The 12,455-nt window shown below is 69.9% G+C and carries 11 protein-coding genes and 1 pseudogene; 8 read left to right on the forward strand and 4 right to left on the reverse strand.

The features are described 5' to 3' along the window. From ACFY1P_RS34995 to ACFY1P_RS35020, 6 genes and pseudogenes are all read left to right on the forward strand, one after another. A pseudogene (locus tag ACFY1P_RS34995) lies at positions 1-419 on the forward strand (aminofutalosine synthase MqnE); the annotation flags it as partial. Between the two features lie 93 nt (positions 420-512). After that, complete coding sequence (locus tag ACFY1P_RS35000) at positions 513-1,031, forward strand: GNAT family N-acetyltransferase (protein WP_361534729.1); 519 nt, start codon at positions 513-515, stop codon at positions 1,029-1,031. A 67-nt stretch (positions 1,032-1,098) separates the two neighbouring features. Next, on the forward strand, positions 1,099-1,389 hold the full coding sequence (locus ACFY1P_RS35005; RefSeq protein ID WP_361534726.1) for a DUF4229 domain-containing protein: 291 nt from the start codon (positions 1,099-1,101) through the stop codon (positions 1,387-1,389). Between the two features lie 368 nt (positions 1,390-1,757). Continuing rightward, positions 1,758-3,083, forward strand: coding sequence for a dicarboxylate/amino acid:cation symporter (locus ACFY1P_RS35010; protein ID WP_361534723.1), 1,326 nt, complete (start codon positions 1,758-1,760; stop codon positions 3,081-3,083). 180 nt (positions 3,084-3,263) lie between these two features. Further along, entirely contained in the window at positions 3,264-3,890 is a 627-nt protein-coding gene (locus ACFY1P_RS35015) for a TetR/AcrR family transcriptional regulator (RefSeq protein WP_361534720.1), read from the forward strand. A 169-nt stretch (positions 3,891-4,059) separates the two neighbouring features. Continuing rightward, positions 4,060-5,961, forward strand: coding sequence for an AMP-dependent synthetase/ligase (locus ACFY1P_RS35020; protein ID WP_390752977.1), 1,902 nt, complete (start codon positions 4,060-4,062; stop codon positions 5,959-5,961). Positions 5,962-6,316: 355 nt separating this feature from the next. Here ACFY1P_RS35020 and ACFY1P_RS35025 read toward each other — a convergent pair whose 3' ends face one another. The 3 genes from ACFY1P_RS35025 to ACFY1P_RS35035 form a co-directional block, all read right to left on the reverse strand. Continuing rightward, on the reverse strand, positions 6,317-7,471 hold the full coding sequence (locus ACFY1P_RS35025) for a lipase family protein (protein WP_361535289.1): 1,155 nt from the start codon (positions 7,469-7,471) through the stop codon (positions 6,317-6,319). An 85-nt stretch (positions 7,472-7,556) separates the two neighbouring features. Further along, positions 7,557-8,594: an AraC family transcriptional regulator gene (locus ACFY1P_RS35030; RefSeq protein WP_361535292.1), complete on the reverse strand. Its 1,038-nt coding sequence runs from the start codon at positions 8,592-8,594 to the stop codon at positions 7,557-7,559. 234 nt (positions 8,595-8,828) lie between these two features. Further along, positions 8,829-9,032, reverse strand: a complete 204-nt coding sequence (locus tag ACFY1P_RS35035; RefSeq protein WP_030067036.1) for a cold-shock protein — start codon at positions 9,030-9,032, stop codon at positions 8,829-8,831. 284 nt (positions 9,033-9,316) lie between these two features. Here ACFY1P_RS35035 and ACFY1P_RS35040 point away from each other — a divergent pair, with 284 nt between their 5' ends. Then, positions 9,317-10,180 (forward strand): menaquinone biosynthesis protein, encoded by an 864-nt coding sequence (locus ACFY1P_RS35040; protein WP_361535295.1) that lies wholly within the window; start codon positions 9,317-9,319, stop codon positions 10,178-10,180. An 87-nt stretch (positions 10,181-10,267) separates the two neighbouring features. Here the strand turns inward: ACFY1P_RS35040 and ACFY1P_RS35045 are convergent, their stop codons facing one another. Further along, positions 10,268-11,374 carry an alpha/beta hydrolase-fold protein gene (locus tag ACFY1P_RS35045; RefSeq protein ID WP_361535812.1) on the reverse strand — a complete coding sequence of 369 codons (1,107 nt, stop codon included), beginning with the start codon at positions 11,372-11,374 and terminating at the stop codon, positions 10,268-10,270. Between the two features lie 458 nt (positions 11,375-11,832). On the opposite strand from ACFY1P_RS35045, the gene ACFY1P_RS35050 reads away from it, so the two are divergent. After that, on the forward strand, positions 11,833-12,455 hold a 623-nt coding region (locus tag ACFY1P_RS35050), incomplete at its 3' end, for a radical SAM protein (protein ID WP_390752978.1).

The raw sequence follows: 12,455 nt of genomic DNA on the forward strand, positions 1-12,455 counted from the left end.
CGCTGCGTTACCAGCACGATTTCGTGGATGTGAAGGACGGGAAGGTCCGTAACCGTCTCCAGGCGCGCACGTCGATGGCGACGGGTGCGGAGGCGCTGAAGACGTTCGCCGTCTCGCGTCTGTTGTTCGACAATGTGCCGCATGTGAAGGTGTTCTGGGTCATGCATGGTGTGCAGACGGCGCAGTTGGCGTTGCAGCACGGTGCGGATGACATGGATGGTTCGGTGGTCGAGTACAAGATCACGCATGATGCGGACAATTACGGGACGCCGAACAAGCTGACGCGTGATGATCTGCTGGATCTGATCCGGGACGCGGGTTTCCGTCCGGTGGAGCGGAACACGCGGTACGAGACGATCCGTGAGTACCCGGGCCCGGATGCCTCGCTGCGGGAATCGCCCCAGCCCATGCGCGTCTGAGCCGTACAGCTTTGAGTTGAAGCCCTGGTGGGCGTCGTCCACCAGGGCTTCACCTATTGCGGCCGCGCGCCGCGTAATGGTTGCATTGCGCCTATGCCACTTACCTTCATACGAGACCCCGAGCTGACCCCCGCGCTGCGCGAGGAGTTGCTCCGCCTCTGGGTGGACGTCACCCAGGCCGGTGGTTCCGTCGGCTTCGTGCCGCCGGTGACCGCGGACGTGGTGCGGCCGGTGGCGGACAGGCTGACCGGGGACGTCGCCGCGGGCAGGGTGCGCATGCTCGGCGCGTACGCGGAGGGGCGGCTGGCCGGCACCACGTTCTTCCGGCTCAACGCCAATCCGCTGCTGGGGCACTGGTGCACCCTCGTCACCGTGATGATCCACCCCTCGCTCCAAGGCGCCGGCCGGGGGCGGCAGATGCTGGACGAGGCCACGGAGATGGCCCGTGACCTGGGCTTCGAGGCACTGCGGCTCGAAGTGCGCGGCGGCATGGGCCTGGAGGACTTCTACGCGGGCTGTGGCTACAAGGAGGTCGGCCGGGTGCCCGCCGGCATCCGGGTGGCGGCCGGTGACGATCGCGACGACATCACGATGTGGCGCCCACTGGACTGATCACCTTCCGGGCGTGCTTGACTGGAGAGCGACCCTTTCGGTTGTCGTTGAGAAGAAGGTCCCGTCCGTGAGTAGCCAGAAGTTCGCCTCGCTCCGCTACACCGCCCTGCGGTTCGGCCTGCTCATCGCCTGCTTCGCCGTTGTCTGGGTGCTCTGCTCCATGCACGTCATCCCGCTCGGCGTGGGCAGTTCGAACCTCATCTGGATGGTGCTGCTCGCGCTCGTCCTCTCCGCCCCGCTGAGCTGGGTGCTGCTGCGCAAGCAGCGTGACGCGATGTCCGAGCAGATCGTGGAGCGCGTCGACCGTGCCAAGGCGCGCTTCGACGCCAACGCGGCCCAGGAGGACGGGGTGGCCTGAGCCTCCCTCATCGGGACGGATCGCCCTGATCGGGTGTAAGTCTCCTCACATCACCGCAACGCCCCGCCGTGGAGCAGCCGCTCCACGGCGGGGCGTCGGCGTTCTCCGGAGCCCGTGAAGTCACCGGAACCCAAAGAAGTCCTTTGGGACCCCCAAAGCTCCAGTGTTAACGTATTGGACATGAAGACAGCAGCAGCGCACCGATCCCCCATGAGCACCGCGCTCGTGGCGCGCCTGCACGTCGATCTTTGCCGCTGTGTCTCCGCGGCCTGTTGCCGCCGCTGACGTATGTCGCCCGGCCGGAGATCCCGCAGCACGTACGGACCTCCTTGGCGCCCCACGCCCTTCCTGACTTTCCGGAGCTTCCGTTGTCCTCGACACCCGTGTCGTCCAAGGCGTCCCTGCGCGGGCGCATACCCAAGATCCCCTTCTGGGGCCAGATCCTGCTCGGTCTCGTTCTCGGCGCCCTCCTCGGCTGGGCCGCCAAGAGCGGTGACATCCACTGGCTGGAGGTCACCCTCGGCAAGATCGGCGACATGTTCGTCCAGTTGCTGATGGTGGTGATCGCCCCGCTGGTGTTCTTCGCCATCCTGGTGTCGATCACCAATCTGCGGAACGTCTCCAACGCCGCCCGGCTGGCGACCCGCACGCTGATGTGGTTCATGATCACGTCACTGATCGCGGTCCTCATCGGCCTGGCGATCGGCCTGCTCACCGACCCCGGCGCCGGCACCGGCCTCACCGCCGCCGACGGCGGGCAGCCCAAGAAGCACGGCTCCTGGCTGGACTTCCTCACCGGCATCGTGCCGACCGACGTCATCACGCCGTTCAGCAAGCTCGAAGTCATGCAGATCGTCTTCATGGCGGTCGTCGCGGGCATCGCGATCCTCCAGGTCGGCGCCAAGGCCAAGCCCGTGCTCGACTTCAGCCAGGCCGCGCTGGAGCTGCTCCAGAAGGTGCTCTGGTGGGTCATCCGGCTCGCCCCGCTCGGCAGCCTGGGTCTGGTCGGCACGGCGATCGCCACCTACGGCTGGGACCTGATCGGGAAGTACGCGACGTTCACCGCGGACATCTACGTCGGCTGCGCCATCGTCCTCTTCGGTGTCTACCCCCTGCTGCTGGCCACCGTCGCCAAGGTCAACCCGCTCCAGTTCTTCAAGGGTGCCTGGCCCGCCATTCAGCTGGCCTTCGTCTCCCGCTCCTCCGTGGGCACGATGCCGCTGACCCAGCGGGTCACCGAACGCCTGGGCGTGCCCAGGGAGTACGCGAGCTTCGCCGTGCCCTTCGGCTCGACGACCAAGATGGACGGCTGCGCCTCCATCTACCCCGCGATCGCCGCGATCTTCGTGGCGCAGGTCTTCGACGTGCCGCTGGGCATCCGCGACTACGTCCTGATCGCGTTCGTCTCCGTCGTCGGCTCCGCGGCCACGGCCGGTCTGACCGGTGCCACCGTGATGCTGACCCTGACGCTCTCGACGCTCGGCCTGCCGATGGAGGGCGTGGGCCTGCTGCTCGCCATCGACCCGATCGTGGACATGATGCGCACCGCGACGAACGTCGCGGGCCAGTCGGTGGTACCGATCATCGTGGCCTCGCGGGAGAAGATCCTCGACCGCGAGGCGTACGACTCGGCGACGGCCTCGCCGCTGGACCAGGCCGAGCAGCCCGCTCCGGTGCCGGTCGCCGCGGCCTGATCGAAGTGGCCTGATTCCTTCGCTCCGGGCCTTTCGGCCGGATCTTTCCTCCTCGGCGTCCCTCCTCCCCGTAACATTACCAACCGGTAACGTAGCGGGGGCGGAGGGACGTTTGTCGTGAATGCTGCACAGACCGACGCTGCTGAGGCCGGAATGAAGCAGAAAGGCAGGATCAAACGCATGCCGCGCGCGGTGCGCGAGCGCCAGATGCTCGACGCCGCGGTGGAGGTCTTCGCGCGCCGTGGCTACCGCGCGGCGTCGATGGACGAGATCGCCGAGGTCGCGGGCGCTTCCAAGCCACTGGTCTACCTCTATCTGAACTCCAAGGAAGACCTCTTCAGCGCCTGCATACGCCGCGAGGCCGAGGCGCTCATCCAAGCCGTGCGCCAGGCGGTCGATCCGCACGCACCCGCCGACCGGCGGCTGTGGCAGGGGCTCCGCGGCTTCTTCGCGCACACCGCCGCGCACCCCGACGGCTGGGCCGTCCTGCACTGCCAGGCCCGTACGCACGGGGAGCCGTTCGCGCTCGAAGTGGCCTCACTGCGGCAGGAACTCGTCGATGTCGTCACCCAGTTGATGGTGGCGACGGCCGCGGAGAACGGCTGCGACACGCCGCTGCCGTGGCAGGAGGCGTCCGGGCTGGCCCACGCGCTCGTGGGCGCCGCGGAGTCGCTCGCCGGCTGGACCAACGCCCGCACGGACGTGGCACCGTCGGGGCGGGACACGGCGGAGACGCTCATGGACTTCGCCTGGGCGGGGCTGGGCAACCTCATGAATGGGCGGCGGTGGGTGCCGGCTCGTCCTTAGGCTCGCGCCTGCGGCGGGCTTGTTCCCCTACCCCGCCGCAGGCGCCAACCGACCCGCACCCGAAGACGGCGCCACCCCGCCGCCCCCTGGAGCGCACGCGCAGCAACGCGTAGATTGGCCGCGATTTACCGCTGAGTAGGTCTACGCCGGCCACGAACAGGAGCCGCACGTGTCCGAACCGCACAGCGCAGCCGTCGCCCCAGTTCTTCAACCGCCCCGCACGACGCTCGTGCACGGTGTCGTCCGTGAGGCCGCCGTGCCGCCCCTCGCCCCGCCCGTGGCCAGCGGGTCCCTCGGGGACCTGCCGTTCGAGAACGCGGCCGCCGCGCCCACCGATGTCGTGCTCAGCCGGAAGCAGCCCGACGGGACCTGGCGCGACGTCACCACCGCCACCTTCGCCGCGGAGGTCCTCGCCACCGCCAAGGGCCTGATCGCGCACGGCCTGCGGCCCGGTGACCGGCTCGCCATCATGGCCCGTACGACCTACGAGTGGACGCTGCTGGACTTCGCGGCCTGGGCGGCCGGGCTGGTGGGCGTGCCCGTCTACCCCACCTCGTCCGCCCACCAGGTCCGCTGGATCCTCCAGGACTCCGGCGCCGCCGCGTGCGTCGTCGAGAGCGCGGCCCAGGAGCGGCTCGTCGAGGAGGTCCGCGCGGACCTGCCCCGACTGGACCGTCTGTGGAGCTTCGACGCCGGGGCGATCGGCGCCCTCATGGCCGCCGGGCGGGAGTTACCCGCGTCCGTGGTCACCGAGGCCCGCGCCACCCGCACCCCCGCGGACATCGCCACCCTCATCTACACCTCGGGCACCACCGGCCGCCCCAAGGGCTGTGTCCTCACCCACGGCAACTTCTTCACCGAGGCGGACAGTTCGAGCGAACTGCTCCACCCCCTCTACAAGGCGACCGCGAAGGCCCCGGCCGCCACCCTCCTCTTCCTGCCGCTCTCCCACATCTTCGGGCGGACCGTCGCCGTCGGCTGCATGCGGGCGCGCGTACGGGTGGGCCACGCGCCGTCCATCCGGACCGACGACCTCCTCGCCGACCTCGCCGCCTTCCGGCCGACCTTCCTGCTCGCCATCCCCTATGTGCTGGAGAAGGTCTACAACACCGGCCGCGCCACCGCCGAGAGACTGGGCCGCGCCGCCTCCTTCGACCGGGCCGCCCGGATCGCGACGCGCTACGGCGAGGCCGAGGAAGCCCGCAGGCACGGCACCGGCGCGGGACCCGGCCCGGCCCTGCGCGCGGCCCGCGCGCTCTACGACCCGCTCGTCTACCGCCGCATCCGGGCCGCGCTCGGCGGCGAGGTCCGCTACGTCCTCAGCGGCGGCTCACCGCTCGGCCACCGCCTCGCCGCCTTCTGCGCGGGCGCGGGCATCGAGGTCTTCGAGGGCTACGGCCTGACCGAGACCTGCGCCGCGGTCACCGTCACCCCGCCGCTGCGCCCCCGCATCGGCACGGTCGGCTGGCCGCTGCCGGGCAGCGCCGTACGGATAGCCGACGACGGGGAGGTGCTGCTGCGCGGCGGGCAGGTGTTCTCCGGCTACTGGGACGCGGCGCGCGGCGAGGCGGTCCCCGCGGCCGTCGGCGAGTGGTTCCCGACCGGCGATCTGGGCGCGCTCGACGCGGACGGCTATCTCACCATCACCGGCCGCAAGAAGGAGCTGATCGTCACCTCCGGCGGCAAGAACGTCGCCCCCGCGCCCCTGGAGGACCGGCTGCGGGCGCACCCGCTGGTCGGCCAGTGCATGGTCCTGGGCGACAACCGCCCGTACATCACCGCGCTGGTGACGCTGGAGGCCGACGGCCTGGCGCACTGGGTGCGGATGCGGGGGAAGACCGCGCTCCCGATGGAGGAGCTGGTACGGGACCCGGAGCTGCTGGCCGAGCTCCAGGAGGCGGTGGACGACGCGAACTCCCTCGTCTCCCGTGCGGAGTCGATACGGCGGTTCGCGGTGCTGCCGGTGGACTTCACGGAGGAGGCGGGGCATTTGACGCCGTCCTTGAAGCTTCGCCGGGCGGAGATCGCCCGGGATTTCTCGGGGGTGGTGGAGGGGTTGTACGGGGGGTGAGTGCGGGGGTTTTGTTCCCCAGTCCCGCCCCTTCCCGAACTGGGGCTGCGCCCCAGACCCCGGACCGCGCTTCGCGCGGTGTCCTCGAACTCCCCCAGCTACCTCCCCCAGACTCCGTCCGGGGGTGCCCCCAGAGGTGCCCCCAACGGGCTGGATTTTGCTGATGTGGGTGCCAATTCAGCCCGTCCGGCGATTGAGGACGCGCCCGCAGGACGCGCCCGCAGGGCGCTCCCGCAGGGCGCTCCCGCAGGGCGCTCCCGCCGCAGGCGGCGAACCGGCCCGCAGCTGGGGGTCTGGGGCACAGCCCCAGTTTCGGGAAGGGGCGGGGCTGGGGAAAAAGAACCCCGCCCCCCACCTAACAGTTGCCCGCCGCAGGCGTCCCCGCGAAGCGGCCCGCCAGCCAGTCCGCAGCCGGGACCGACCCCTCGATCGCCCCCAGCACATGCTCACCCAGCGGCAGCGAACGCCACTGCACCGCCACCCCCTCACCGCACCAGTCGGCCCGCAGCTTCCGCCCGATCGCGTACGGGATCAGCTCGTCGAGCACCGCGTGGTAGAGGTAGACGGGCCGGTCTGGGGCGTGCGTGCCGAGGTCGGAGGAGTGCAGCACGCGCTGCCAGTCCGGTTCGTCCAGCGGGTTCCTGACCGTCACGTCGGAGATCCGTTTGAAGAGGCCGGCGACGGTGTTGGCCGTCACGCAGTGCTGCTTGAGGTAGTCGACGTAGTAACGCCCGCGGTCGTTGAGGTACTTGTCGAGCTTCAGCTCGGGATAGGCCGCGTTCTGGCCGACGGCGGCCATGAGGATGAGGCCCGCGCCGATGTTGCCGTCGTTGTACTCGGCGGCCTTGATCAGATCGGCGGGCACCCCGCCGGTCGCGGTGCCCTTGAGGTTGAGCTCGGGGGCGTACGAGTCGTGCAGCTCGGCTGCCCAGCTGCTGGCCTGGCCGCCCTGGGAGTAGCCCATGATGCCCACGGGCGAGTCCGCGGCGAGCCCCGCCCCGGGCAGCCGCAGGGCGGCGCGGGCCGCGTCGAGGACGGCGTGGCCCTCGGAGCGGCCGACGACGTAGGTGTGGTCGCCGGGGGTGCCCAGCCCCTCGTAGTCGGTGACGGCGACGGCCCAGCCGCGCAGGGTGAGCTGCTGGATGAGGTTGGCCTCGACCGCGGTGCCGTCGGGGAAGCCCGCCGAGGGCGCGCACCGGTCGGCCATCCCCACGGTGCCCACCGCGTAGGAGATCAGCGGGCGCGGCCCCGTTCTGCCGTCCTGCGGCACGATCACCGTGCCGGAGACGACGTCGGGGGCGCCCTTGGCGGTGGTGGAGCGGTAGGTGATGTGCCAGGCCCTGGTGTTGGTGAGCTGGCCGGGCAGCGGGTGGAAGGAGGTGGGCGCGGAGGTGAGGACGTCGCCCGGGGACGCGGCCCCGGGTCCGTCCGTCGCCGTGCCCGTGCCCGTGAGGCCGAGCGAGAAGGCCAGCGCGGCGACCGCGGCGAGGGCGGTGGAACGCAGGTGCATGCGGACACTCCCGACTGTCGGTGGTGCCGGGTCAGTTGTGGCGACCGTAGTGACGCAAGGGTCAGTATGGCGGTGACCGGGGAGCTCAGCTTTGCTGACCCGGCCGCACCCCCTGCCCCAGGAGGCGGTAGGCGCCGGGAGTCGTACCCGTCCAGCGGCGGAACGCCCGGTGGAAGGCGGCGTCCTCCGAGAAGCCCAGCCGCGCCGCCAGCTGCGCGATCGGCTCCCGCCCCTCCGCCAGGCTGCGCACCGCGGCCTCCCGCCGGACCTGGTCCTTCAGCCTGCGGTACGAGGTGCCCTCGTCCCGGAGCCGGCGCCGCAGCGTCGCCGGGCTCACCGCCAGCCTGGCCGCTGTCTGCGCCACCTCCGGCAGCCGGACGGCCCGGCTCTCGCGCAGCGCCCGCGCCAGGGAGTGCCGCACCTGCTCGGCGACCGTCGTGGCGTACTCGCGCCGGCTGAGCAGACCGGCGGGAGCGTGCCGGAGCAGGGCCTCCAGGCTCGCCTCGTCCTGCACGACCGGGGCGGTCAGCCAGCACGGGTCGAAGGCGGCGCCGGTGCGGTGCGCGCCGAAGCGGACGGGGCAGCCGAAGAGGAGGTCGTACTCCCGGGCGTACGGCGGGGCGGGGTGGGCGAACTCCGCCCAGCGCAGGGTGATCCGCCGGCCGATCAGCCAGCCGGCCATCCGGTGCCAGACGACCATCAGGGACTCGGCGAGGAAGCCGCTCTCGGGGATGTTCCGCAGATCGCTGCGGACGGTGAGGACGGCCTCCCCGGGCCGCCGCTCCAGCGCGAGGTCGGGGCCGCCGGGGAAGAGCCCGTAGAAGCGGATGCCGCGCTCCGTGGCCGTGCCGAGGTCGGGGCAGCCGGAGCAGGCGTAGCACATCATCGCGAAGGTGCCGGGCCTGCTGGGGGAGGGGCCGAGGCCGAGGAACTCGTCACCGGTGGCCCGCCGCAGCTCCTTGATCAGCAGGGCGAACTGCTCGGGGGTCACCCGGGCCCCTTCGTCGGTGAGGAGGGGCGGTGGGATCCGCGCGCTGTTCAGCAGCGGGACGGGGTCGATGCCGAGCCGTCGGGCTCCGCCGAGAGCGGCCTTGACGTGGTGCACGGTGATCGTGCGACTCATGGGGTAATTCAAGCCGGTCCGGCGTGAGAGGGCACGCCCCGGACATCAAGATGAACAAAAACGAAAGAAAGAGTGCAAAAGAAAAGCTGAATCGAATAGATCAGGGCAGGGAGGTGAAAGGCAGGAGCCCTGCCCCCTTCCGTCGAAACGGAAGCGGACAGGGCTCCTTGGGTACTGCAATAGCGACCGCGATCGGTCGGACGGTCAAGCCGCCGGATCAGGAGATCCGAGGACTTAGGCCGGGGTGACGTTCTCCGCCTGCGGACCCTTCGGGCCCTGCGTGACGTCGAAGGTGACCTGCTGGTTCTCCTCGAGGGAGCGGAAGCCAGCGGCGTTGATCGCGGAGTAGTGGACGAAGACGTCGGGGCCCCCGCCGTCCTGGGCGATGAAGCCAAAGCCCTTTTCAGCGTTGAACCACTTCACGGTTCCGGTAGCCATAAGCCCTCCTTGGGCCAAAGGGTTGCCCTGCTCCAGAACCTGCGAGAAGTCTGAAAACTACAAAAGCCTGCGGGGTCACATGCTCCGCAGGCTCTGTACTGCAAGGGAAACCAAACTGCAACTTGCGGCGAGCCTAGCACGCGAGGTTCTTGCTGCGAAAGAGTGGAAGATCACGCTGTTGGATGGTTTTCCGGGCGTGGCAGCCGGAAAAGATCGACGGTCGGGCACCTGCCGACAGGCCCCCCGCCCCGCCCCTTCCGGCGCCACGGGGCTAGCCTCCGGATGTGGACAATTCAGCCTCGGACCGGCAAGCCGGCCGCCCCCGCGTCGGCCATATCCAGTTCCTCAACTGCCTGCCCCTCTACTGGGGGCTCGCCCGCACGGGCACGCTGCTCGATCTGGACCTCACCAAGGACACCCCGGAGAAGCTCAGCGAGCGGCTGGTCCGCGGCGATCTGGACATCGGGCCCGTCACCCTCGTCGAGTTCCTGCGCAACGCCGACGACCTGGTGGCCCTGCCCGACATCGCGGTGGGCTGCGACGGCCCGGTGATGTCCTGCGTGATCGTCTCGCAGGTGCCGCTGGCCGAGCTGGACGGCGCCCGGGTCGCGCTGGGCTCCACGTCGCGCACCTCGGTGCGGCTCGCGCAGCTGCTGCTGGCCGAGCAGTACGGCGTGCGGCCCGACTACTACAGCTGTCCGCCCGACCTGAGCCTGATGATGCAGGAGGCGGACGCCGCCGTGCTGATCGGGGACGCCGCGCTGCGGGCCTCGCTGCACGACGCGCCCCGGCTCGGCCTGGAGGTCCACGACCTGGGGCAGATGTGGAAGGACTGGACGGGGCTGCCGTTCGTCTTCGCGGTCTGGGCCGTGCGCAAGGACTATCTGGCCCGCGCGCCGCACATCGTCGCCGATGTCCACGAGGCGTTCCTCGCCTCCCGTGACGTCTCCCTGGAGGAGGTCGGCAAGGTCGCCGAGCAGGCCGCGCGCTGGGAGGCGTTCGACGCGGAGCTGCTGGAGCGCTACTTCACGACCCTCGACTTCCGCTTCGGGCCGGACCAGCTCGCGGGCGTCACCGAGTTCGCCCGTCGCACGGGACCGACGACGGGCTTCCCCGCCGACGTCCGGGTGGAACTGCTGAAGCCCTGACCCCGGGAAAACGGGATCAGGGCTTCAAGGAGCGGTCCGCGGCTCGCGGGCCCCGGTGGAACGGCCGGGGCCCGCGAGCCGCGTCCGTCAGGACACCGGGCCTTCCATGTGCTCGCTGATCCACTGCATGCTGCCGTCGCCCATGCCCTCGACATAGGTCTTGGCGTCGTGCTTGCCGCCCTGGATGACCTGGAGGCGGGTGTGGATCGGACCCTTGTTGCCGTAGGTCTTGATGAACTGGTCCACCTTCGGGATGACGCTCTTCTCCAGCGTTCCGTACTGGAACGCGAGATAGACGTCCTGGCCCGGCTTGTTGGCGGCGATCATGGCCTTGGCCAGCAGCTCGGGGTTGTTCTCGTTCTTCTCCTGCTCGTGGCCCTTCCACAGCGGGGAGTCCGGGACGATGTCCGGGCCGGAGGCGATCACGGCCTTGAACTTGTCCGGGTGCTTGAGCACGGCCTTCAGGCCCGAGAAGCCGCCGGAGGAGGAGCCCATGAAGGCCCAGCCGTCGCGCGAGTTGATCGTCCGGAAGTTCTGCTTCATCAGGTCCGGGACGTCCTCGGTGAGCCAGGTGCCCATCTTCGGCTGGCCGGGGATGTCACTGCCGTCCCAGTAGAGCCCGCCGTCGTCCGGCTTGGGGTTGAGGACCGGCATCGCGAGGAGGAAGGGCTTGCTCTTGCCCTCGGAGTACCACTTGGAGATCGACGACTCCAGCTTGAGGTTGTCGTCCATCCAGTAGTTGGCCGGGAAGCCGGGGCCGCCGGGGAGGGCGATCAGGACCGGGAAGCCGCTCTTGGCGAACTTCGGGTCCTCGTACTCCTTGGGCGCCCAGACCCAGACCTTGCCCTTGAAGCCGGACTTCTTGCCGTCGTACGAGACGACGCCGACGTGCGTGCCGTTGCCCAGCGTGCTCGCGATCTTGAAGTCGGCGGCCGGGCCCGTGGGCATGGACACCTTGGAGTTCGCGGGCTGCTCGCCGCCGGTCCCGCCGGCCTGCCCGCCGCCGTTCGGCACCTGGCCGAAGCTGACGGGCTTGCCCTTGTCGGTGAAGGGCGGGATCTCGTAATAGCTCATGACGGGCCACGCGATCAGCCCGAGCACGGCTATGGACGCCACGACGATGATCCATCGTTTGGCGCGGGAGGCTCGGCGGTGGCCCTGGGACCGGTAGGCCCCGTTGGATGAGTGCGTCATCTCGTCGCTCCGGATGATGCTGCTGCCCCGAAGGACATGACGGTTTGTTCCGTCCTGGTGGATGGGCAAACGCGGCGTCGGGGTTCCTGGAAGACCTCGTGAATTGAGTCATAGGCTGAAAATCGTAGTGATCGGTCCCGGTGAGAGACGCGCCGGGCGCGGAGAGTGACCACCTGCGGCGGGCTGCGCAACACGGCTTCGCCGTCTTGTCCTCAATCGCCGGACGGGCTGGTTCTGGCCGATGTGGGGGCCAATTCAGCCCGTCCGGCGTTTGAGGACGCGGCCGCAGGCCGCTCCCGCCGCTGGGGGCACCTCTGGGGGCACCTCTGGGGGCACCCCCGGACGGAGTCTGGGGGAGGCAAAGCACCCGCACCCGGAAGCGCACCCGCACCCATGAACCGCCACCCCCTGCCGTACGCTGGCTCGGTCGTGTCAAACCCCCTCCGAAGGGACGCCCGGTGACCGAGAACGCCGACCTTCAGTCCGTCCTCGACCGTGCCGCTGCCGGTGGCCGGATCACTGCGGGGGAGGCGCTGGAGCTGTACCGTTCGGCGCCGCTGCACGCCCTGGGCGCGGCGGCGGATGCGGTGCGGCGCAGGCGGTATGCCGGTACGGAGCACATCGCGACGTACATCATCGAGCGGAACATCAATTACACGAACGCGTGTGTGACGGCGTGCAAGTTCTGCGCGTTCTATGCCCCGCCGAAGAGCGAGAAGGTGTGGACGCGCGGTCTGGATGACATTCTGCGCCGGTGTGCGGAGACCGTGGAGCTGGGCGGCACGCAGATCATGTTCCAGGGCGGGCATCACCCGGATTACGGGGTGGAGTATTACGAGGAGCACTTCGCTGCGATCAAGGCGGCGTTCCCGCAGCTGGTGATCCACTCCTTGGGTGCGTCCGAGGTGGATCACATGGCCCGGATCTCCGGTGTGTCGGCGGAGGAGGCGATCCGCCGGATCCACGCGGCGGGTCTGGACTCTTTCGCGGGTGCGGGTGCGGAGTTGTTGCCGGCGCGGCCGCGGACGGCGATCGCGCCGTTGAAGGAGTCGGGTGAGCGCTGGCTGGAGATCATGGAGCT

Origin of the sequence: Streptomyces sp. NPDC001407 (assembly GCF_042895325.1) — a bacterium.
In the GTDB taxonomy this organism is placed as follows: domain Bacteria; phylum Actinomycetota; class Actinomycetes; order Streptomycetales; family Streptomycetaceae; genus Streptomyces.